General features: G+C 71.4%; 24 protein-coding genes. 11 read left to right on the forward strand and 13 right to left on the reverse strand.

All coding sequences use genetic code 11. The annotated features are described in order from the left end of the window. The first annotated feature begins 102 nt into the window (after positions 1 to 102). Complete coding sequence (locus OG738_RS28545) at positions 103 to 486, forward strand: STAS domain-containing protein (RefSeq protein ID WP_329045475.1); 384 nt, start codon at positions 103 to 105, stop codon at positions 484 to 486. 19 nt (positions 487 to 505) lie between these two features. Here OG738_RS28545 and OG738_RS28550 read toward each other — a convergent pair whose 3' ends face one another. Then, positions 506 to 1726 carry a PP2C family protein-serine/threonine phosphatase gene (locus OG738_RS28550; protein WP_329045477.1) on the reverse strand — a complete coding sequence of 407 codons (1221 nt, stop codon included), beginning with the start codon at positions 1724 to 1726 and terminating at the stop codon, positions 506 to 508. An 83-nt stretch (positions 1727 to 1809) separates the two neighbouring features. On the opposite strand from OG738_RS28550, the gene OG738_RS28555 reads away from it, so the two are divergent. Further along, complete coding sequence (locus OG738_RS28555; protein ID WP_329045478.1) at positions 1810 to 2529, forward strand: histidine phosphatase family protein; 720 nt, start codon at positions 1810 to 1812, stop codon at positions 2527 to 2529. Further along, positions 2507 to 3376 carry an NAD(P)H-hydrate dehydratase gene (locus tag OG738_RS28560; protein WP_329045480.1) on the forward strand — a complete coding sequence of 290 codons (870 nt, stop codon included), beginning with the start codon at positions 2507 to 2509 and terminating at the stop codon, positions 3374 to 3376. The genes OG738_RS28555 and OG738_RS28560 overlap by 23 nt, the downstream gene beginning before the upstream one ends. Before the next feature lie 3 nt (positions 3377 to 3379). Here OG738_RS28560 and OG738_RS28565 read toward each other — a convergent pair whose 3' ends face one another. The 3 genes from OG738_RS28565 to OG738_RS28575 are packed head-to-tail and all read right to left on the reverse strand — an operon-like array spanning position 3380 to position 5806. After that, positions 3380 to 4099, reverse strand: coding sequence for an SDR family oxidoreductase (locus OG738_RS28565; protein WP_329045481.1), 720 nt, complete (start codon positions 4097 to 4099; stop codon positions 3380 to 3382). Then, positions 4096 to 4941 carry an oxidoreductase gene (locus OG738_RS28570; RefSeq protein WP_329045482.1) on the reverse strand — a complete coding sequence of 282 codons (846 nt, stop codon included), beginning with the start codon at positions 4939 to 4941 and terminating at the stop codon, positions 4096 to 4098. Before OG738_RS28570 ends, OG738_RS28565 begins: the two co-directional genes overlap by 4 nt. Positions 4942 to 4984: 43 nt before the next feature. Continuing rightward, entirely contained in the window at positions 4985 to 5806 is an 822-nt protein-coding gene (locus tag OG738_RS28575; protein WP_329045484.1) for a helix-turn-helix transcriptional regulator, read from the reverse strand. Positions 5807 to 6013: 207 nt separating this feature from the next. Here OG738_RS28575 and OG738_RS28580 point away from each other — a divergent pair, with 207 nt between their 5' ends. After that, complete coding sequence (locus OG738_RS28580; protein ID WP_329045486.1) at positions 6014 to 8239, forward strand: extracellular catalytic domain type 1 short-chain-length polyhydroxyalkanoate depolymerase; 2226 nt, start codon at positions 6014 to 6016, stop codon at positions 8237 to 8239. Here the strand turns inward: OG738_RS28580 and OG738_RS28585 are convergent. Next, positions 8236 to 8730, reverse strand: coding sequence for a methylated-DNA--[protein]-cysteine S-methyltransferase (locus OG738_RS28585; RefSeq protein ID WP_329045488.1), 495 nt, complete (start codon positions 8728 to 8730; stop codon positions 8236 to 8238). The genes OG738_RS28580 and OG738_RS28585 overlap by 4 nt on opposite strands. A 17-nt stretch (positions 8731 to 8747) precedes the next feature. Continuing rightward, complete coding sequence (locus tag OG738_RS28590) at positions 8748 to 9644, reverse strand: glycoside hydrolase family 16 protein (RefSeq protein WP_329045489.1); 897 nt, start codon at positions 9642 to 9644, stop codon at positions 8748 to 8750. 323 nt (positions 9645 to 9967) lie between these two features. Here OG738_RS28590 and OG738_RS28595 point away from each other — a divergent pair, with 323 nt between their 5' ends. Beyond that, a complete protein-coding gene (locus OG738_RS28595) occupies positions 9968 to 11131 on the forward strand; it encodes a glycoside hydrolase family 64 protein (protein ID WP_329045491.1) in 1164 nt (387 codons plus the stop codon). 43 nt (positions 11132 to 11174) lie between these two features. Further along, entirely contained in the window at positions 11175 to 11387 is a 213-nt protein-coding gene (locus OG738_RS28600; RefSeq protein ID WP_329045493.1) for a hypothetical protein, read from the forward strand. 399 nt (positions 11388 to 11786) lie between these two features. Here the strand turns inward: OG738_RS28600 and OG738_RS28605 are convergent, their stop codons facing one another. Then, positions 11787 to 12302, reverse strand: coding sequence for an ATP-binding protein (locus OG738_RS28605; RefSeq protein ID WP_329045495.1), 516 nt, complete (start codon positions 12300 to 12302; stop codon positions 11787 to 11789). 227 nt (positions 12303 to 12529) lie between these two features. On the opposite strand from OG738_RS28605, the gene rho reads away from it, so the two are divergent. Next, positions 12530 to 13591, forward strand: coding sequence for a transcription termination factor Rho (rho, locus tag OG738_RS28610; RefSeq protein ID WP_329045497.1), 1062 nt, complete (start codon positions 12530 to 12532; stop codon positions 13589 to 13591). Here rho and OG738_RS28615 read toward each other — a convergent pair. The 5 genes from OG738_RS28615 to OG738_RS28635 form a co-directional block, all read right to left on the reverse strand. Beyond that, complete coding sequence (locus tag OG738_RS28615; RefSeq protein ID WP_329045499.1) at positions 13588 to 13761, reverse strand: hypothetical protein; 174 nt, start codon at positions 13759 to 13761, stop codon at positions 13588 to 13590. The two genes, rho and OG738_RS28615, sit on opposite strands and share 4 nt — an antisense overlap. 29 nt (positions 13762 to 13790) lie before the next feature. Beyond that, on the reverse strand, positions 13791 to 14069 hold the full coding sequence (locus OG738_RS28620; protein WP_329045501.1) for a hypothetical protein: 279 nt from the start codon (positions 14067 to 14069) through the stop codon (positions 13791 to 13793). Between the two features lie 339 nt (positions 14070 to 14408). Then, positions 14409 to 14609 carry a DUF3072 domain-containing protein gene (locus tag OG738_RS28625; protein ID WP_329045502.1) on the reverse strand — a complete coding sequence of 67 codons (201 nt, stop codon included), beginning with the start codon at positions 14607 to 14609 and terminating at the stop codon, positions 14409 to 14411. A gap of 66 nt (positions 14610 to 14675) precedes the next feature. Then, positions 14676 to 15098: a hypothetical protein gene (locus OG738_RS28630; RefSeq protein ID WP_329045504.1), complete on the reverse strand. Its 423-nt coding sequence runs from the start codon at positions 15096 to 15098 to the stop codon at positions 14676 to 14678. A 72-nt stretch (positions 15099 to 15170) separates the two neighbouring features. Next, positions 15171 to 16223 (reverse strand): C40 family peptidase, encoded by a 1053-nt coding sequence (locus OG738_RS28635; protein ID WP_329045505.1) that lies wholly within the window; start codon positions 16221 to 16223, stop codon positions 15171 to 15173. 444 nt (positions 16224 to 16667) lie between these two features. Between OG738_RS28635 and OG738_RS28640 the strand changes: the two genes are divergently transcribed. Together OG738_RS28640 and OG738_RS28645 are read left to right on the forward strand one after the other, a co-directional pair. Next, a complete protein-coding gene (locus OG738_RS28640) occupies positions 16668 to 17507 on the forward strand; it encodes a peptidoglycan-binding domain-containing protein (RefSeq protein ID WP_329045507.1) in 840 nt (279 codons plus the stop codon). 314 nt (positions 17508 to 17821) lie between these two features. Then, a complete protein-coding gene (locus OG738_RS28645; protein ID WP_329045508.1) occupies positions 17822 to 18640 on the forward strand; it encodes an LLM class flavin-dependent oxidoreductase in 819 nt (272 codons plus the stop codon). Here OG738_RS28645 and OG738_RS28650 read toward each other — a convergent pair. Further along, complete coding sequence (locus OG738_RS28650) at positions 18594 to 19538, reverse strand: threonine/serine dehydratase (RefSeq protein ID WP_329045510.1); 945 nt, start codon at positions 19536 to 19538, stop codon at positions 18594 to 18596. The genes OG738_RS28645 and OG738_RS28650 overlap by 47 nt on opposite strands. Positions 19539 to 19618: 80 nt before the next feature. Here OG738_RS28650 and OG738_RS28655 point away from each other — a divergent pair, with 80 nt between their 5' ends. Next, on the forward strand, positions 19619 to 20506 hold the full coding sequence (locus OG738_RS28655; protein WP_329045512.1) for a LysR family transcriptional regulator: 888 nt from the start codon (positions 19619 to 19621) through the stop codon (positions 20504 to 20506). A gap of 177 nt (positions 20507 to 20683) precedes the next feature. After that, positions 20684 to 21607, forward strand: coding sequence for a hypothetical protein (locus OG738_RS28660; protein WP_329045513.1), 924 nt, complete (start codon positions 20684 to 20686; stop codon positions 21605 to 21607). Positions 21608 to 21612: the final 5 nt, after the last annotated feature.

Here is a 21612-nt window from a genome sequence, read left to right on the forward strand (position 1 = left end):
GCCGGGGACCGGCATGATTGATCCCGGTTGAGCAGACAGCCTTCGTGATCACGCGCGCCCACCGGAGGTTCCGGGGGCACTGCCGAAGGCGAGGAGAACACGATGACGGAGCACATGCACAGTGAGGGCCCGGCCACCGCTGTGCCATTCGGCGAATTCCGGATCGCCCGAACGGAGCAGGGCGACGCGGTCGTCATCGAGGTGGCCGGGGACGTGGACACGACCACCGCGCCGGCCCTCGTGCAGGCCGCCGCAGAGGCGCTGGAGGCGGCACCGCCGCTGCTGGTGGTCGACCTGACCCGGGTGGAGTTCCTCGCCTCACCCGGGCTGACGGCGTTGCTGACCATCCACCGCGACGCCGGAGCCGGCACCGCGGTGCGGATCGTCGCGTCCGGCCGGGCGACCCTGCGCCCGATCCAGCTGACCGGGCTCGAGGACAGCCTCTCGCTGTTCCCGACCCGCGAGGCGGCGCTGACCGCGTCCTGAAGCGCGTCCCGGCCGGGGATCAGCCGGCCGGGACAGCTCGGCGCTGCACGGCCAGCAGGGCGACGTCGTCCTGGGCTGCCCGGTTGCCGATCATCGCCGCCATCAGCTGCGCGCAGACCCGTTCGGGGTCGCCCGCGCGCAGGGTGTCCGCCAGCTGCCGCATCCCGGCGTCCACCGGCCGGTCCCGGCGTTCGACCAGGCCGTCGGTGTAGAACGCGAGCACGCTCTCCGGCGGCAGGTCGATCACCGTCGTGCGCCGCCGGGGCCGTCCGATGGTCAGCCCGATCGGCGGGTCCGGCGGCACGTCCAGCAGCCGGCCCGGTTCGCCGGCCAGTGCCTGCGCGGGCGGCAGGTGACCGGCGAGCGACAGGGCGATGGTCTCGCGGCCCGGTTCGATGATCCCGTAGGCGACGGTGGCCATCGCGCCGTGCTCGAAGTGGTTGGCCTTGCGGTCGAGCTTGGCGAGCACCTCGTCGGGGCTCTCGCAGTCGAGGGCGTACGCGCGCAGGGCGCTGCGCAGCCGTCCCATGATCACGGCGGCCTCCAGCCCGTGGCCGGAGACGTCGCCCATCACGACCCCGAGCCGGTCGCCGGGCAGGACGAACAGGTCGTACCAGTCGCCGCCGAGCCCGGTTTCCGCGCCGGGTACGTACCGCGCGCCGAAGGCCAGGCCAGGCACGTCCGGCAGGTTGCTGGGCAGCAGGCTGCGCTGCAGCGCCATGGTGGCGGAGCGGTTCTCTTCGAGCGCTTCGACCTGGATCGCCATCGCGAGGCGGTCCGCGAGCAGCTGCATCGTCGCGACCTCGGCCTCGGTGAACTCCCGGGACGCGACCGATCCGACGTGGAGCACCCCGACCAGCTCGGCCCCGGCGATCATCGGCACGCCGAGCATCGAGCGCAGCCCTCGTTCCCACAGCAGGGAGTTCACGACGGTGGTTTCGTCGACGTGGTCGAGCACGACGGGCTGCCGCTCGAGCGCCACGCGGCCGGCGAACCCGCTGCCGACCTGCACCCGGACGCCCTGGTGGACCTCTTCTTCGATGCCGGCCGCGGCGAACGCCACGAGCTGGCGGCCGCTGGCCTGGTACCGCAGTACGGTCGCGGTGTCGACCTCCAGCACGTCGCGCAGCCGCTGCAGGGTCTCGGCGAGCAGCTCGGCCAGCCCGAGGTGTTCGGCGGGTACGCCGAGGATCTTCTCCAGCTGCTGCAGCCGGTCGTGCGCGCCGATACTCCGGGACATGGAAAGACCCTAGCCGGGAACTCCTTTGCGCTCCTAACCATCCCGGGTTTCGACGGCGGGTCGCCAGGGGTAATCAGCCGGTCGTGAGCGTCGACTTGGAGTGGGTGGCCGTGCTGCGCCACGGTCAAAGCAGCGGGAACGTGGCCCGGGAAGAGGCGGAGTCGGCGGGCGCGGACGTGATCGACATCGCCGAGCGCGACGCCGACGTGCCGCTGACCGATCTGGGCCGTGAGCAGGCGAAGGCCGCGGGGGAGTTCTTCACCGAGCGCCCACCGGACCTCGTGGTCACCTCGACCTACCGCCGGGCCTGGGACACCGCGCTCCTGGCCGCGCCGGACGGCGTGGCGGTCGTGCCGGACGAACGGCTGCGCGACCGCGAGCTCGGCGTGCTGGACCTGCTGACCTCGCACGGCGTCCGCGAGCGGTGGCCCGACGAGCTGCGGCGCAAGCGGCGGCTGGGCAAGTTCTACTACCGGCCGCCGGGCGGGGAGTCCTGGGCGGACGTCGTCCTGCGGCTGCGGTCCCTGCTGCGCGAGCTGAGCGCGGACCACCCCGGCGAGCGCGTCCTGCTGTCCGCCCACGAGATGACCGTCTACGCCCTGCGCTACCTCCTCGAAGGCCTGCCGGAACCCGACCTGCTGCGCGTCGCCGGCGGCACCGAGGTCCCGAACGGGTCGGTGACGGCCTGGGAGCGTGACCGCGACGGCGCGTTCACCATGGTGCTGGCCCAGGAGGTCGGTCACCTGCACGCCACCGACACCCCGCCGACGGCGGACGACGATGCCGCGCAGCAGCTCTCCTGACCCGGCGCCGATCAGCCCGGCCCTGTTGCGGGACCGGCGGATCGGCACCGGCGACCGCGGCACCGTGCTCGTCGTCGGGGGCGCCCGGACCGTGCCGGGCGCCCCGGCGCTGTCCGGCACCGCCGCCCTGCGCGCCGGCGCGGGCACGCTCCAGCTCGCGGTCAGCGAACGGCACGCGGTCGCGCTCGGCGTGGCGGTGCCCGAGTCGTCGGTGTTCGGCCTGCCGGAGACCGGGTCCGGTGCGATCGCCGGCGACGCCGTCGACCGGCTGGCCGACGTGCTGCCCGGCGCCGGCACCGTCGTGGTCGGTCCCGGGCTCACCGGCGCCGAGGAGACCGAGGATCTGCTGCGGCACCTGGTTCCCGCCATCGCACCGGACGCGCGGGTGGTGCTCGACGCGTTCGCGCTCGGCGCGCTCAGCCGGGCGCCCGAGCTCGCGAAACCGCTGTCCGGCCGGCTCGTGCTGACACCGAACCGGACCGAAGCCGCGTTCCTCGACGACTGCTCCGAAGAGGACGTCGACGACCTCGAAACCGCGGTCCGGATCGCCGAGCGCTACGACGGTGTCGTGCTGCTCTTCGGCGTGGTCGCCGAGCCGGGCGGCCGGACCTGGCGCGACGGCAGCGGCCACGTCGGGCTCGCGACGTCCGGCAGCGGCGACGTCCTGGCCGGGCTGACCGGCGGCTTCCTCGCCCGCGGCGCGGACCTCGACCAGGCCGCCTGCTGGGCGACGCACGTCCACGCCGTGGCCGGGCAGCGGCTGATCCCGGACACCGGGACCACCGGCCTGCTCGCGCGGGAGCTGGTCGACGAGATCCCCCGCGTGATCGCCGAGCTGGAGCGCTGAGCCCTACCGCTGGGCGGTCGGGCGCACGACGATTTCGTTGACGTCGACGCCGTCCGGCTGCCCGATCGCGTACGAGATCGCGCCGGCGATCGTGCCGGGCGCGAGCGGCACCGCGCGGTAGGTGCGCATCGCCTGCCGCGCACCGGGTTCGGTGATCGTGTCGGCCAGCTCGGACTCGACGACGCCCGGCGACACGGTCGTGACGCGGATGCCGGATTCGGCCTCCAGGCGCAGGCCCTCGGTGATCGCGCGGGCGGCGTACTTCGTGGCGCAGTACACCGCGGCCGTCGGCACCACCTGGTGCGCGCCGGTGGAGGCGATGGTCACGAAGTGCCCGCCGCCCTGCCGCCGGAAGTGCGGCAGCGCGGCCGCGATCCCGTGCAGCAGGCCGCGGACGTTGACGTCGAGCATCCGGTCCCACTCGTCGACCAGCAGGGAATCCAGGCGCGACAACGGCATCACGCCGGCGTTGGCGACGAACACGTCGAGCCGGCCGTGCGCTTCGACGGCGGCGTCGGCGAAGGCGGCGACCTCCGCGCGGTCGGTGACGTCGAGGCGGTGCACGTCCGCGGTGCCGCCGGCGTCGTGGATCTCCTTCGCCAGCGCGGTGAGCCGGTCTTCCCGCCGGGCGCCGAGCACGACGTGGTGGCCTTCGCGGGCCAGCCGCAGCGCGGTGGCGTGGCCGATGCCGCTGCCGGCGCCGGTGATGAGGACGGTCTTCACTCGGTTCCTTCCGGGAAGTCGGCGCCGAGGGTGACCTCGCGCCAGGTGTCGAACCCGGCTCGCAGGGTGTCGAGCCGGGCGGTGGCGATGGCGTAGGCGGCCTTGCCGAGCAGCAGCCGCAGGGGCGGCTCGTCGGCGTCGACGGCGGTGAGGATCGCCTCGGCCGCGCGGACCGGGTCGCCCGGCTGGTGGCCGTAGGTCGCGGTGGTCGCGGCCCGGGCGCCGGCCGTCTCGGCGTAGTCGTCGATGCGGGTCGCCGACTGGCGCATCGAGGGGCCGGACCAGTTGGTGCGGAAGGCGGCGGGCTCGACGATCGTCACCTTGATCCCCAGCGGTGCCACTTCGGCGGCCAGCGACTCGGAAAGCCCTTCCACCGCGAACTTCGTCGCGTGGTAGTAGCCGGTGGCGCCGAAGGCGGCGAGCCCGCCGAGGGACGACACGTTCACGACGTGTCCGCTCCGCCGGGCCCGCATACCCGGCAGCACCGCCTTCGTGACGTCGGCGAGGCCGAAGACGTTGGCGTCGAACAGGCGCCGGACCTCGTCGTCCTCGCCCTCCTCGACCGCGGCCAGGTAGCCGTAGCCGGCGTTGTTGACCAGGACGTCGATCCGGCCGAACGCGGTTTCGGCGCGCTTCACCGCGTCGGCGACCTGCGCGGGGTCGGTGACGTCGAGCGGCAGGACCAGCGCGCGATCGCCGTGCCGGCCGGCGAGGTCGGCGACCCGCGCGGGGTCGCGAGCCGTGACGACGGCCCGCAGGCCGCGGTCGAGCACGGTTTCGGCCAGGGCGCGGCCGAGGCCGGTGGAGCAGCCGGTGATGAACCAGACAGCGCTTTCGGGCATGACGAAGTACTCCGTCCACTGTGGAATGACAGAAAGGGGTTTCTCAGCCGGCGGCGAGACTGCCGAGCAGGGCGAGCCCGGCTTCCGATGGACTGCCGGGTTCGGCCTGGTAGACCACCAGCTGCTGGCCGGGCGCGCTGTTCACGGTCAGCGCCTCGTAGCTCAGCACGAGCTCGCCGACCAGGCGGTGGTGGAACCGCTTGGTCTCGTGCGTCTTCTGCCGGATGTCGTGGCGCGCCCACAGCCGGCGGAAGTCCGCGCTCTTGACCGACAGCTCGCCGACCGTCTCGATCAGCTGAGGGTCGTCGGGGTCGATCCCGGCGGCGACGCGCAGGCCGCCGACGGTGTTGACCGCGACGCGCTCCCAGTCCGGGTAGAACTCGCGGGCGTCCGGGTCCAGGAACACCAGCCGGACCAGATCACCGCTGTGGGCGTGCCCGGCGAACAACGCCTCGCCCAGCGCGTTGTGCGCGAGCACCTCGAGGCAGCGGCCGAGCACGAGCGCGGGCGTGTCCGGCCAGCCGTCCATCAGCCGAAGGAGGTTCGGGCTGACCTGCTCCCGCCGCCGTGCGCGCCGGCGGCGGGCCGGCGCCGGCTGCGCCAGCCGGTGCAGGTGGGCGGTGGCGTCCTCGTCGAGGGCCAGCCCGCGGGCCAGCGCGTCGAGGACCTGCGCCGAGGGGTTGCGCTCCCGGCCCTGTTCCAGGCGCACGTAGTAGTCGGTGCTGACGCCGGCCAGCACCGCGACCTCCTCGCGGCGCAGGCCCGCCACCCGCCGCGACCCGCCGGCGGGCAGGCCAAGCTCCGCCGGTCCCACCTGTTCGCGGCGGGCGCGGAGGAACTCTCCGAGCGGGTTTTCCTGGGACATGCTCCAAGGCTAACGCCGATCGGGCCGGGGAGGGTGGCCGCGCCGCACCCACCCTCACGCGCACGTGAGCCGGATCGGCTGCGCAGCAAGGCGGGCGGCAGTGCGAAAGGCCCCGAAACTTTCCGAAAATCGTTGACCGGTCCCGGGTGGCGAACGAACGATTCTCGCAGCTGCGCGCGCCTCATCCTCCCGGAAAGGATTCGTCTGGTGCGAAGACTCCTCACCGCCTTCCTCGCCGCCGTGCTGTCGATCGCGGCGGCCATCGTGCTGGTGGTCACGGCGCAGCCCGCGTCGGCGGCCACGCTGACCAAGGTGACCGGCTTCGGCGACAACCCCAGCAACCTGAACATGTACGCCTACGTCCCGGACCACGTCGCCGCCAAGCCCGCGCTGCTGGTCGCGTTGCACTACTGCACCGGCTCGGCCTCGGCGGTGTTCAACGGCGACGCGCACGACTACGTCACCGCGGCCGACCAGTACGGCTACGTCATCGTGTTCCCGGAAGCCACGCGCAGCGGGCAGTGCTTCGACGTCTCCTCGCCGCAGGCCCTCACCCGCGGCGGCGGCAGCGACCCGGTCGGCATCCTGTCGATGGTCGGCTACGCCGAGCAGCACTACAACGTCGACCCCGCACGGGTCTTCGTCACCGGGTTCTCCTCCGGCGCGATGATGACGAACGTCCTCGCCGCGGAGTACCCGGACGTGTTCGCCGCGGGCTCCGCGTTCATGGGCGTGCCGGCCGGCTGCTTCGGCACCACCGACGGGTCGAGCTGGAACAGCCAGTGCGCCAACGGCCAGATCATCAAGACCGCGCAGCAGTGGGGCGACCAGGCCCGGCAGATGAGCGGCGGGCGCAGCGGCCCGTACCCGCGGATGCAGCTGTGGCACGGCACCGCCGACGACACGCTGCACTACCCGAACTTCGGCGAAGAGATCAAGCAGTGGACGAACCTGCACGGGGTGAGCCAGACGCCGTCGGCCACCGACCAGCCGCAGTCCGGCTGGACGCGCACCCGCTACGGCAGCACCGGAGCGCAGGCGCCGGTCGAGGGGATCAGCGTCCAGGGCGCCGGGCACGTGCTGCCGCAGAACGGGATGGTGGCGTACGCGATCGCGTTCCTGGGCCTGAACAGCGGTTCGGCGGCGACGACGTCCCCGTCGCCGTCCGCGGGGACCACGCTGGGCAGCGCGGCGAGCGGGTCCGGCCGCTACTTCGGCACCGCGGTCTCGGCGAGCAAGCTCTCGGACAGCGTCTACACCGGCATCCTGAGCCGCGAGTTCTCCATGATCACGCCGGAGAACGAGATGAAGATCGACGCCACCGAGCCCGCGCAGAACCAGTTCTCCTACGCCAACGCCGACCGGATCGTCAGCCAGGCGACGAGCCAGGGCGCCCGGATGCGCGGGCACACGCTCGCGTGGCACTCGCAGCAGCCCGGCTGGATGCAGAGCATGGAGGGCTCGGCGTTGCGCTCGGCGATGCTGAACCACATCACCCAGGTCGCGACCCACTACCGCGGCAAGATCTACGCCTGGGACGTCGTCAACGAGGCCTTCGCCGACGGCAGCACCGGAGCCCGGCGTGACTCGAACCTGCAGCGCACCGGCGACGACTGGATCGAGGCGGCGTTCCGCGCCGCGCGGGCGGCCGACCCGGGCGCGAAGCTCTGCTACAACGACTACAACACCGACGACTGGAACCAGGCGAAGACCCAGGCCGTGTACCGCATGATCCAGGACTTCAAGTCCCGCGGCGTGCCGATCGACTGCGTCGGCTTCCAGTCGCACTTCAACAGCGCCAGCCCGGTGCCGTCGAACTACCGGACGACGCTGCAGAACTTCGCCGACCTCGGCGTCGAGGTGCAGATCACCGAGCTGGACATCGAAGGGTCGGGTACCACGCAGGCGGACAACTTCCGCACGGTCACGAACGCCTGTCTCGCGGTGGCGCGGTGCGCCGGGATCACCGTGTGGGGCATCCGCGACACGGACTCGTGGCGGGCGTCCGCGACGCCGCTGCTGTTCGACGGCAACGGCCAGAAGAAGGCGGCCTACACCGCGGTCCTCGACGCGCTGAACGGCGGCGCGACCACGCCGCCGACTACCACGCCCACCACGCCCACCACCACGCCGCCTCCGCCGACGACCACGACCCCGCCGCCGGGTGGCTGCACCGGCACCTACGCCAAGACGGCGGAGTGGAACGTCGGCTTCAACGGCCAGGTGACGGTGACCGGCTCGGACAACTGGGTGCTCACCATCACCTTCCACGCGCCCCAGAAGGTCATCGGCAGCTGGAACTACACCGGCACCTGGGACAGCACCGGGTACGTGCTGACCGCGCGGCCCACCGGGAGCGGCAACGTCATCGGCTTCACCGTGCAGCACGGCGGAAACCTGACGGACCCGACCGTGACCTGCGCGGTGGGCTAGAACAACCGGCCGACCTCGGCCGCGGGCGGTTCCTCCAGGCTCAGGAGGAACCGCTTGCGGGTGAGGCCGCCGGCGTACCCGGTCAGGCCGCCGCTCGTGCCGACCACCCGGTGGCAGGGCACGATGACGCTGATCGGGTTCCAGCCGTTGGCGTTCCCGACCGCCTGCGCGGCGCCGGGGTCGCCCAGTTCGGCGGCCAACTGCCCGTACGTGCGGGTTTCGCCGTACGGGATCTTCGTCAGCAGGGCCCAGACCTGCTTCTCGAACGCCGAGCCGCGCGGCGCGAGCTCGAGGTCGAACTCGCGCCGCGTGCCCGCGAAGTACTCGCCGAGCTGGGCTTTCGCGGCTTCGAAGCCGTCGTCGTCGCGGCGGCCGAGGTCGGTCAGGCGCGGCGTCCGGAGGTGGCCGTCGAAGTAGAGCCCGGCCAGCGCCTCGCCGTCGCCGACCAGGGTCAGCGGACCGATCGGGGACGCGATGACGGCGTGCTTCATGCCGCCCAGCCTACGGGTCAGCCCTGGCTGGTCTTCACCGAGAGCGAGTCGACGCTCATCTCCGCGCCGGGTGTGATGTCCGCACTCGGGGAGGTGCAGCCGCACACCTTGTTCGGGTAGGAGCCGCCGATCGCGACGTCGAAGATGACGAAGAAGCCGTGGTCGACGGCGGCCTTCCAGGTCGCGTCGGACACCTGGTTCTGCTTCACCGAGAACGTCTGGGTGCCGTCGAGGGAAAAGCGCAGTTCCTCGGCCGCGGCGTCGCGGCGGTCCACGACGACGGAGTAGGTGTGGTAGCCGTCCTGGCAGCCCGCGCAGTCCTGCAGGTCGCTGGTGATGCCGTCCGGGTCGTGGCACTCGCCCTGCCACTGTCCACAGTGGAAGGTGGTGGAGTGCTTGCTCAGTGCGTTGACGTCTTCCATGACGTCCAGCTCGCCGATGCTCGGCCAGTTCGTCGCGCCGACCGGGCGGGCGTCGGCGCCCATCGCCCAGAACGCCGGCCAGTAACCGAGGCCGCTCGCGGGGGAGGGCTGCTTGAGCGTCGCGCTGATCTCCAGCTGACCGCCCGCGGGAGCGGCGAAGTCGGTGCGCTGCGTCTCGATCCGGCCCGAGGTCCACTGACCGTTCGCGTCCCGCAGCGGCTTGATCGCCAGGTGGCCTTGGCCGTCGTGGTAGACGTTGGCGGTCGAGTCGGTGGCCGTCTCGAGTTCGCCGGTGCCCCAGTTCGCCGCGCCACCCGGGTAGCCGGTTCCCCTGTCGTAGAGCCAGTCCTGGGTGTTCAGGCCGGTGCCGGCGGCACCGTCGAAGTCGTCCTGGAAGACCGTGGTCCAGGTTTCCTCGGCGTGCGCCGGCGCGGCGGTCAGGACGAAGGACAGGGATGCCAGCACAGCGGTGAGCCGCTTGACGGTGCGCATGAGGTCTCGCTTCCGGAGGGGAATGGGGTCGTCCACGACCTGCGAGGCCCTCCACTGTCACCGCCGTCCGCGCCCGCGTCAAGGGATGTGCCCGGAAGTACCCGGCACGCGGTACCCGTGGGCAGTCCCGGGGGAGTCGCGTTTGGAATTCCTCGGTCCCGGGAACCGCGCGGGCCGGGTGGTGCGGTGGTCTGGACCTTCTTTCGAAGGGTTGCCAGGTAACGAAACCGGAGGCATAGTTTGTTGGCGTCCACAACGAATCCTGCGAACCGCCCTCGGATGTCCTTTCCGGACTCCGCCGTCTCCTCACCGTGGAGGACACCATGATCTCCCGTCGCTCGTTCCTCGGCCTCACGGCGGCAACGCTCGCCACGGCGGTCCCCCTCGCGCGGGCCGCGTCCGCCGCGACGCCGGACACGTTCGGCCTCAAGCTGGTGAACAATTCGGGCTCCGGCACCGTGTACGCCTACGTAACCGGTACGACGCCGGACGGGCGCCTGGTGCTGCTGCGCGCCGACGGCACGCCGTACTACCCGGACTCGCCGTCGGCGCCGACGACCCCGCTGCCGGAGGACTGCGCCATTCCGATCGCTTCGGGCGCGCAGGTCCAGGTGCCCAAGATGGGCGGCGCGCGCATCTACGTCGTCACCGACGCCAAGCTGGACTTCTTCCTCGACCCGGGGCCGAACCTGGTGCACCCGAGCTTCCTGAACTCCGGCGATCCCAACTTCGGGAAGAACTGGTCGTTCAGCGAGTTCACGTTCAACGACACGCAGCTGTTCGCGAACATCAGCTACGTCGACTTCGTGGGCATCCCGATGGGCCTTTCGCTGGCTTCCGGGTCCGGCACGTCGACGGTCGACGGGCTGCCCGCGGGTGCGCTGGACCAGATCGCCTCGGCGCTGACGGGGCTGGGCGGCGAGTGGGCCGGCCTGGTGCAGACGGGCGGCGGCGGGAACCTGCGCGTACTGTCGCCGCACCACCACGCGGCGCAGTTCGGCGGGTACCTCGACGCGTACATCGACCAGGTGTGGCAGAAGTACGCGGGCACGGAACTGGTGGTGGACTCGCAGAACCCGGGCCTGGGCACGTTCACCGGCCGCGTTTCCGGCGATCAGCTGGTGTTCGGCTCGGAATCGTTCGCGAAGCCGTCGACGGCGGACGTGTGGAGCTGCGACAGCGGCCCGTTCGCGCTGGCGGCGGGAGCGAGCGACGCGCGCAAGGCGATCGTCCCGCGCCTGGCGGCGGCCCTGAACCGCACGACGTTGCTGGACAACCCCACCCAGCCGACGGCCGAGGACCCGGCTCGCTTCTACGGCGGCGACGCGACCAACCACTACGCGCGGATCGTCCACTCGAAACTGCCGGACAACCGGGGCTACGCGTTCCCGTACGACGACGTGAGCCCGGGCCCCGACTTCAGCGGCGCGGTCTCCGCGGGCGACCCCCAGGTCCTGACGATCACGATCAACCCGGCGCACGGCTGAGGCAGTGCGAAAACTGTCGGTGGTGACGGCTAGCCTCATGGACATGAACACGGACGACGCGACGGTCCCGGCGGACCAGCTGACCAAGGGCCAGTGGTTCTGGCACGAGCCGGCGCCGGGCCTGCCCGCGTGGCAGCTGCAGGTGACCTCGGCGGAGCTGCTGGAGGACTCCGTCGAGATCTTCACCACTGACGAGGAGAGGGAGTTGGTTTCTTATCCGCGGAACCGGCTGGTGCGGCTGGCCCAGGCTGCTTGAGGTTGTGAGGTAGGGCACTTCGGGGCCGGGGCCGGGAAGGTTGGGGCCAGGGGGCCGAGGGGGCCGGGGGCCGAGGGGGCCGGGCCGAGGGCCGGAAGGTTGGGCCGAGGGGCCGGGAACAATGCGTTGCGCTGACCAACTCTTCGGGGGCTACTGCCGCAGATCGCTGGCTTCGCGGCTGTTGCCGCGAAACGTCGCGGCAAACCCTTGTGTGCAAAGGGTTCCTGACGAGGTGCCACGCGCGCGAGGTTGCGAGCCAGCTCAGCTTCTAGCGACCTGCGCATGCCTTTGCGGCAATCGTCGTGTGCAAGAGTCCTTGCGTAGTGCGATCCTGGCCCCGCGCCCCGCGCCCCGCGCCCCGGCCGCCATTCCAAGCTGCCGCCGAAGGCTCGGCGCTGCTCAGGGCGGGTTCTCGTCCCTCAAGGCCGCCGGGCGCCAGGTCATGTGGATCGTTGTCCCGTGGTCGCCTGTGTCGATGTCGGACTGGTCCGTCACCTTGTCGATCAGCACCAGGCCTCGGCCGCCAGTGGTGCGCAAGCCGGACTGGCGTGGGCGCGTCGCCGGGATTCCGCGGCCTGTGTCCGTCACCGTCACCGTTACCGCGTCGCCGGTGCGGGCGGCCTGGAGGCGGGCCCAGCCGTTGCCTTCCGGGTATGCGTGAGCCGCTACGTTCGCCAGTGCCTCGTACGTGGCCAGCGTGATGTCGTGCGTGCTGCCCGGGTCGAGCGGGAGCTGGCCCAGCCAGTGGGTCAGCTTGCGGCGCAGGACGGCCATCTCGTTCGGCAGCGCGCGCGCGAGTTCTTCGAACGTCGAGGTGACCACGGCGCCCGTGCGCGCCGGTGCCGTGGTCCCGGTTTGGTCGGCGTCGGTGCTCTCGCCCGTGTCGACGCCAGAGTCCGCGGTATGTCGATGCACGATCCACTCCCATCGTCAGCCGTTCGGGCTTCTCTGGTGAGCTACCCACCGTGCCGGGGTCTTACCCGTTGTGCTTTGCGTGATCTCGCGCTACCGTGAAAGTGCTCCTCGCGGACGCTGGCCCCTTGGCCGCCCCGAGGAAGCTCCCGGATCCAGGCCGATCGGCCTTCTTCCTCATTCCCGGCCTCGCCGTTCGCACGGGCCGGCCACCTCATCAGGAGACTTCCATGTCTTACCACGGAATCCTTGACCTGTCAGGGAAAACCCCCTTCGTCCGCACCGGCTACCGGCCGGCCCCGGGCGACATCGCACTCCCGCTTTCCGCCGTCCGCAACCACAAGCTGCGTCCCGGCGACGAAATCACCGGCACCGCCGAGGAAATCACCAGCGTCAACGGTGCCGACCCGGCGACGCCGCGTCCGAGCTTCACCGAGCTGGTCCCGGTGCACCCGGACGAGCGCCTGCTGCTCGAAACCACCCCGGCGCGCCTGCTGCCGCGCGTCATCGACCTCGTCACCCCGCTCGGCAAGGGCCAGCGCGCCCTCGTCGTTTCCCCGCCCAAGGCCGGGAAGACCACGGTGCTGCGTGAGATCGCCCACGGCATCTCGGTCAACCACCCGGAGTGCCGGCTGATGGTCCTGCTGGCCGACGAGCGCCCGGAGGAGGTCACCGAGCTGAGCCGAACCGTGCGCGGCGAAGTGATCGCGTCCACATTCGACCGTCCGCCCGCCGAACACGTGGCGGTGGCGGAACTCGCCGTCGAGCGCGCGAAACGCCTGGTGGAGCGCGGTGAAGACGTCGTGCTGCTGCTCGATTCGCTGACCCGCCTCGGCCGCGCGTACAACCTTTCGGCCCGTCCGTCCGGCCGCACGCTGTCCGGCGGCGTCGACGCGGCCGCGCTGCAGCCGATGAAGCGGATCCTCGGCGCGGCCCGCAACCTCGAGGGCGGCGGATCGCTCACGATCGTCGCGTCGGCACTCGTCGAAACCGGGTCCCTGGCCGACACGGTGTTCTTCGAAGAGCTGAAGAGCACCGGCAACGCCGAGCTGAAACTCGACCGCAAGACGGCCGAGCGTCGCATCTTCCCCGCCGTCGACGTCGCGGCGTCCAGCACCCGCCGCGAAGAACTCCTGGTCACCCCGGGCGAACTCGCCGCGATGCGCGAAGTCCGCCGTGCGTTGCCCGGCCCGCACGCGATCGAGCAGCTGCTCGACCAGCTCCGCAAGACGGGCTCGAACGCCGAATTCCTCCTCCGCGTGACGGGCGCCGCACTGCCGGCCGCGGCCTAGCTTTCGCGGCGTTCCCGGAGTTCACCGATCACTTTCTGCCCGACGCCACGGGCTTCGTCGGCGCTGGCGGGCGGATCACCTTCGCCGGGCTCGTAAAGGTTGTCGTCCGCTCGACCCGGGTCCGACGTGCCGGGCCGCGCGATCTCCGGTTGTTCGTTCGCTTCGGACATCATTGAGTACCTTTCGGCAGCCCACCTCGTCACCGAGGTGGCTGATGAGGGGTGGCGGGCGGGTAGGAGGCTCGTTCGGGCCCGCGGTTCAAGGCCGCGACGAGAAAGCCCAGCCCGACAACGGTGACGACGAGCGGAGCGGCCCCCGGCACGGCGGCCCACCACCCGACCCCACCGGCGGCGACGGCCCACGCCGCGACGAAAGTGCGCTTCGCTGTGAGGGGATAGGGTTTAGGCAGCTCGCGCAGCGCCGCCGCGCCGAGCACGAGAACTCCGGCCAAGCCCACGAGCAGCACGGTCCAGTACACGGAATGTCCTCCTTCGGGGAGTCGGGCATCTGCGCACGGACTACCCGCGTCGAACGCCGCCAAGCCGTGGCGCCGGGCACACCCCGGCCGCGGCCCAAGAATCGCGTTCGGGGCCACGCACGGCACGCATGCACGGGCGCAGGAAGCACGTCCGGTCCGCCCGCGCGACGGCTGTGCTGGGCACCCGTGGCAAACCGGCCACTCCGGAGTCCCGCGCGACGGCTGTGCCGGGCATCCGTGGCAACCAGCCACTCCGGAACCCCGCACGCGTCAACCCGCGACGGCCGGACCCAGCAGCCTCGGCAACCGGCCACCCGTCAGCCCGCGACGGTCACACCCTCAGCTACCCCGCCCCGTCGCACGCTGCAGCTCGTCGATCCGCGCCGACGCTTCGGCCTTCGTCAAGCCGTCCGGCACCTCTTGCCCGGCCTCCTGCGCCAACGTCTGCAGGTAGGACTTCTGCGGCCCGGTCATCGGCTCGTCACCGGTCGTCCAGTCGCTCGGGTCCTTCTCCGGGTTGGGCTCCACCTGGTCCGTCATCACGCCTCCAATCGAACGTGTGTTCGCTTGAATCCGACTCTAGCGCAGGGGTCCGACGATCGCCGGTCACGAGCCGGCCGGCGGGGTGCTCGGCGCGCCCGCCTCGTGGCCCGGCCGCCCGCGGGTCCGCCGGTCGTCCTTCATCTGCTGTTCGTGCAGGTGCCGGCGGCCGCCGGTCAGGGACTCCAGCAGTGCGCGCTCGAGGTCGCGACCGGCCTTGTAGTAGCCGTCGTCGTACTCCTCGACGAGCTGGAACGTCCACCGATCGGGTACCACGTTCAGCCCGATCAGCTCCTCGGAGATCCGCCGCGCCCAGTCCGCGTGGCCGGCCTTCTCCAGGGCGTCCACGGCTTCGCCCAGCGCCAGGTCCGCGCTGCCGGTCAGCTGGTGGAACGAATACAGGTGCCCGCGCGCCCGCTCGATCGTCTCGAGCGCTTCGGTGACCTTGCCGACCGCCGAAACCGTGGCGGCGTCGTAGTTGTCGACCATGCGCGGAAGGTGCCCCGTCCGGGGATTTCTACACCTCCCGGAACGGGGCACACCTGCCCGTAGCGCGCAAACTCAGGCCGTGGGCCGCGTCGCTCCCGCGTACTCGCTCAGCAGCGGCGAGATCTTGACGACGTCGCCGCTCGTGGGTGCGTGCACCATCTTGCCGTCGCCGATGTACATCCCGATGTGGGACACGGGGGAGTAGTAAGCGACCAGGTCGCCCGGCTGCAGCTGGTCGCGCGGCACCGGCGTGCCGAAGCCCGCCTGTGCCGACGACGTCCGGGGCAGCGAGATGCCGGCCTGCTTGTAGGCCCACTGCATCAGGCCCGAGCAGTCGAACGTGCTCGGCCCGGTGGCGCCCCAGACGTACGCGCTGCCCAGCTTGCTCAGCGCCGCGTCGACCGCCTTCTGCGCCGCCGTGGAGGCCGCCTTGACGACCGGCGCCTTGCCGCCGGTGTCCTTCTGCGCGGCCTTGTCGGCGGTGCTGAGGTTCTTGCTCTGCGCCTCGATCTGGTCGATCTGCGCCTGGAGGTTCTTCTTCTTGCCCTCGATGTCCGACGCCAGCTTGGCGGCGGCGTCCCGGGCGTCCTGCGCCCGCTTCGCCGCGTCCGTCGCCGACTTCTCGGCAGCCGCGGCCTTCTCGGCCGCGCCGCTGAGGTTGTCCATCGCGGAGTTCTTGTCGGTCGCGATGACCTCGAGGGCCGCCGAGCGGTCCAGGAAGTCCTGCGTCGACGTGCCGGCCAGCAGCGCCGACAGCTTGTTCAGCTGAACGCCGCTGGTGAACGACGCACCGGCGAACTTGTCGACCTGCGTCTGGTACTTCTGCTTCGCCTCGGTGGCCTGGGCGCCGGCGTCCTTGGCGGCGGTGACGTCGGCGTTGGCCTTGTCGAGCTGGCCCTGCTTGGCGGTCAGGTCGTCCTGGGCCTTGAGCAGGTCCTCGTTGAGCTTCTCGGCCTGGCCCGCGAGGTCGCGGTACTTGGCGAGGGCGTCGGACCCGGCGGGCGGGGCCTGGAGGACGGGGATGGGGGCGGCGGTGGCCGTCGGCTGGGCCATGGTGACGACAGTGATCACCGAGGCCGCGGCGAGGGCACCTGACACCACGCGCTTGACGGGATGCGAACGCATTCTCGCGCGGGTCTCCTTTGCTGATCGGCCGCCGTCGGGCACCGGGGCGAGTCGGGGGCCTCGCCGTGTCCGGCGCGTGCTCGACCGCAACAGGAAGAGCACGCGGTGGGGTCCGGTACCCGGCAGGGGGTATCGGCGGCGATCTCGCGTCGCCGTCTCATCGACGACCGGGGGCCGCGAGATCTCGAACAGGTTACGAAAAGAACACGGGAACGTCCAGGGCTGGCCGGTGACAACTCTCCGTGACGGTGAGAAACACGGCTGGACCAGTGGCAACCAAGCCGGCTGTGGCTGGGATTACATATCGTGACGGCATTCAATTACCCTACCTCCCTAGGGTATCAATGGGCGCTGCTCGGCAGCGGGGGTAGCTTTGTACGGCCCTTGTATCCGGCCGGGTGATCCTGATGATCGTCAAGGAATTCCGACCAGTGGAGGACAGGGATGTTCACGAAGGCCGCCGTCCTGACGGCACTGACTTCCGCGGCGCTGGCGGCGTTCGCCGTGGCCGTACCGGCGCAGGCCGCGCCCGCGGCCACGACGGCGCTGCCCACGGCGAACATGGAGGCCGTGCTGAAGGCGGCCCAGATCGACCCCCGCCGCGCCGACGACACCCAGACGCCGGGCGCGCACGACAGCGTCCTGCTGGTCGAGCAGGCACTGCAGGCGAAGGGCCTGCTGGCCGCGAACTACGTCGACGGCTACTTCGGCACCACGACGATCACGGCGTACTCGCAGTACCAGAAGTCGTTGGGCTACACCGGGATCGACGCTTCCGGCCTGCCGGGCGCGACGTCGCTGGAGAAGCTGGGCGAGGGCCGGTACACGGTGACGTCCCCGGTGTCCGCCGGCAGCCGCGTGGCCTTCCGCGGGGTCACGATCAACACGCGCACCAAGGCGATGCTGCTGGCGGCCGAGAAGATCGCCGGGATCACGGTCAGCCTCACGCAGGGCTCGTACAACCCCGGCGGCGTCGACGCTTCGGCCGGCACGCACGACGGCGGCGGCGCGATGGACATCTCGGTGTCCGGGATGTCGTCGGCCACCCGGACGACCCTGCTGAAGGCGCTGCGCAACGTCGGCTTCGCGGCCTGGTACCGCACGCCGGCGGAGGGCTTCGCCTACCACATCCACGCCATGGCGATCTCCGACCCGGATCTTTCTTCAGGCGCGCAGCACCAGACTGGGGACTATTACCTTGGTATGAACGGACTTGCCAATCGTGGTGCCGATGACGGGCCTTCGGTGGCCAAGGTGACTTGGGAGGAGTATCAGCGGGGCTGAGTTCAGGATGCGGCTTCGCCGTTGCGTGGGAAATCGGTGCTTCTTGTGGTCCTTTCTCGTTCGGTGCGAGAGCCCCGGTTCCCCACGCGGCGGTGAGTCTGGCGTGGCTCTTGATGATCACCTGACGGCACCCCGATCCCTGCCGTGGCGAGCGGCACCCAGGGCCCGGACGGCCCCAGCCTAGTGCGCGCAGACTTCGCAGTCCGTACCCGCGCCATGTCCTCTCGTGGTCGTTCCTCCGGCGATCCGCACTGGCACCACCGCCCGCCGCGGTGGTTTGATCGAAGTACCACTCACACCTTGGGGGTTCTTCGATGGCCAAGAAACCGTTCCGGTTCGGCGTGGTCGCGACTGCGGCCGAAGGGGGCGCGAAATGGCTGGCCACCGCCCGACGCGCCGAAGAGCTCGGCTACTCCACCCTGCTCTGTCCCGACAACCTCACCATGCCGACGCCCACCGCCGCGCTCGCGGCGGCCGCTGCCGTGACCACTGAGCTGCGGGTCGGCTCCTTCGTCCTCGCCAGTCCGCTGCGGACCTCGCGGGCCGCGGCCTGGGAGTCGCACAGTCTCTCCGTCGTGACCGGGAACCGGTTCGAACTCGGGCTCGGCACCGGGCTGCCGACCATGCGGCAGCAGGCCGAAGAGCTGGGGCTGCCCTATGGCTCGGGTCAGGAACGGCTCGACTCCATCTCCGAGACCATCGACCACGTCCGGCGGCTTGACGGCGACGGGCACACCCCCGTGTTGATCGCCGCCGGTGGGCCGAAGGCGCGTCGGCTCGCCGGGGCGAAAGCCGACATCGTCACGCTCGCCGGTGGGGTGCTGACCAGCCGGGACGAGATGGCCGGCTACATCGGCGAGATCCGTGACGCGGCCGGGGAGCGGGACGTCGAGCTGGCGTTGAACATCTTCGTCGTCGGTGAGCAGGTGCCGCCGTGGATCCGAGGGTTCATCGGCGTCGATGCCGAGACGCTCATCGAGCACGACTCGCTGACCATGATCCGCGGCAGCCTCGACGACATGGCCGGCGAGCTGGAGCGGCGGCGCGAGGAACTCGGCATCTCCTACATCACCGTCAACAGCGCCTTCATCGAAGAGTTCGCGCCGCTGGTGGCGCGGCTGTCGGGGAAGTGAGCGTCGCCGGGTCGGTGTTCGCGCCGCAGAGCAGCACGGCGACGCGTTCGCCCGGCGCCGGGCGGTAGGCGCCGGTGCGCAGCGCCGCGAAGGCCGTCGCGCCGCCGGGCTCGACAGCCAGGCGGTAGCGGTCCCACAGCGCCGCCCGCGCCTCGACGATCGCGGCGTCGTCCACCAGCACCGATCCCACGCCCGTCCGGGTCGCGACGGCGAACGCGATGTCGCCGAGCCGGGACGCGCCCAAGGAGTCCGCGGCGACGCCGGACACCTCGACCGCGACCGGTTCACCCGCGGCCAGGGCCGCGTTCAGCGTCGGCGCCGTGCGCGGTTCGACGCCGATCACCCGTGCCCGGCCTTCGACCGCGGCCGCGATGCCGGCCAGCAGCCCGCCACCGCCGACCGCGACCAGGATCGTGTCCAGTCCGTCGACGTCGGCCAGCAGCTCGAGGCCGGCCGTGCCCTGGCCGGCGCAGATCTCCGGCTGGTCGTAGGCGTGGCAGAAGAGCGCGCCGCGGTCCGCCGCGTCCTTCACCGCGGCGTCGTAGGCGTCCGCGTACTTGGTGCCGACCAGCTCGACCGCCGCGCCCAGCTGCCGCAGCTTCGCCACCTTGACCGCGGGCGCGTTCGCCGGGACGTAGACCCGCGCGGCGACCTCGAACTCCCGCGCGGCGTAGGCGACCGCGAGCCCGGCGTTGCCGCCCGAGGCGGCCACCACCCCGGCCGCCGACAGCTCGCCCGCGGCGATGATCCGGTTGAACGCGCCGCGGGCCTTGAACGAGCCGGTGTGCTGCAGCTGCTCGAGCTTGAACCACACGCCGTCGTCGGCGAAGACCGGCGTCCGCCGGACCCGGCCCTCGATCCGTGCTGCGGCCTGTTCGACGTCCGAAGTTCCGATCATGGGCCTCAGCATGCGCGGCGAGAGCCATAAGCACCAGCGACGTCTTCTACGCTGGCCTTAGCGATGCTTATGGAGGTCCCGTGCTCGACGCCCACCGCCTGGCCCTGCTCGCCGAGGTCGCGCACGCCGGATCGATCGCCGGGGCGGCCCAGCGGCTGTCCTTCACGCCGTCCGCCGTGTCGCAGCAGCTGGCCAAGCTCGAACGCGACGTCGGCGCGCCCCTGCTGCACCGCAACCCGCGTGGCGTCACCCTGACCCCGGTCGGGGCGGCCCTGCTGAGCCACGCGGAGACCATCGTCGGGGAGCTGCGCACCGCCGAGCGGACGGTCCGCGCCCTGCTCGGCGAGGAGCCGGCGCAGCTCACCGTCGGCACGTTCGCGAGCGCGGGCAGGACGCTCGTGCCCGCCGCGCTCGCCGAGTTCCGCCGCGACCACCCCGCCGTCGCGCTGCGGCTGCTGGACCTCGAACCGCCCGACGGGTACGGGCTGGTGAGCTCGCGCGACCTCGACCTGCTGATCACCCACCGCTATCCGGGCGCGCTGCTGCCCGACCCGCGCGGGCTGACCCGTTCGCTGCTGCGCTCGGAGCGGTTCCGGCTGATCCTGCCCGAAGGACACCCGAAAGCCCGCGTCCGCCGGCTGACGCTGCGGGCCCTGGCGGGGGAGGACTGGATCTCCGGCAGCCCGGGCGTGCCCAACCGCGCCTGCCTCGACCAACTCGCCGACGCCGCCGGCGTCACCCTCGGCGTCGCCTACGAAACCCGGGATTACCAGGTGATCCTGGCGCTGGTCGAGGCCGGCCTCGGCGTCGCGTTCGTGCCGGAGAGCGTGCTCGACCGGGTGGGGCAGGCGCGGATCGAGGTTCGTGACGCCGCCGACGCCCGGCCCGCGCGGGACATCTTCCTGGTGCACCACCGGCGGCCGGGGAAGCTGGTGGCCGAGATGGTCGAACGGCTCGGTCCACAATAGACAGACGTCCTTGATACCTCCCCAACGCGCAGTCTTCGCTGCCCGCCGGACCGTCCGCAGCGCACTGCCGCAGCACGCCCGCGGCCCGCACGCTGAAGGCCGTCATACCGGACACGGACAGGGGAGAACATGGTGGTGTGGTCAGGAAAGAGATGGGCACGCGGGCTCGGGATCGTCGTGAGCGGTCTCGCCGCGGCGCTCTGCGCGGTCGTCCCGGTGGCCGAGGCGGCGCCCGCGGCGTCGTCGGGGCAGTGGGTCGTCACCGACTACTCGGGCAACTTCGTCCGGGGCGGCGGGGTCACGTCGTACACGAAGCTGGGCACCGGCCGGTACGAGGTGACGTTCGACCGGAACGTCGCGGGCTGTTCGTACGTGGCGACGGTGGCGGATCCCGGGAACGGCCTGGTCTACAACCCGGGTCTGGTGTTCACGGCCGGTGGGCACAGCAGTGTCAACGGCGTGTACGTGGAGACGAAGAACCTGGGTGCGGGGCTGGCTGACTACCCGTTCCAGCTGCAGGTCCAGTGCGGTGGCCTGTGGGTGGCGACCAACTACTCGGGCAACTTCGTCCGGGGCGGTGGCGTCACGGGCATGACGCGGCTCGGGCCGGGGCGCTACGAAGCCACGTTCAACCAGGACGTGAGCGGGTGCACCTTCGCCGCGACCGTCGCGGATCCCGGCAACGGCCTGGTCTACAACCCGGGTCTGGTGTTCACGGCCGGTGGGCACAACAGTGTCAACGGCGTGTACGTGGAGACGAAGAACCTCGGTGCCGGGTTGGCCGACTATCCGTTCCAGTTGCAGGTCCAGTGCGGCGGGCTGACGGTGGCGAGCGACTACTCGGGCAACTTCGTCCGGGGCAGCGGCGTCACCGCGTTCACCCGCCTCGGCGTCGGGCGTTACGAAGCGACGTTCGACCGGAACGTCGCCGGCTGCTCGTACGTCGCGACGGTGGCGGACCCCGGCAGGAACCTCGTCTACTCCCCGGGTCTCGTCTTCACCGCCGGTGGGCACAGCAGCCCGAACGGCGTCTACGTCGAGACGAAGAACCCCGGCGGCGGGCTGGCCGACTACCCGTTCCAGCTGCAGGTCGCCTGCTGATCAGG

The sequence above is a fragment of the Amycolatopsis sp. NBC_01488 genome (assembly GCF_036227105.1).
Classification (GTDB): domain Bacteria; phylum Actinomycetota; class Actinomycetes; order Mycobacteriales; family Pseudonocardiaceae; genus Amycolatopsis.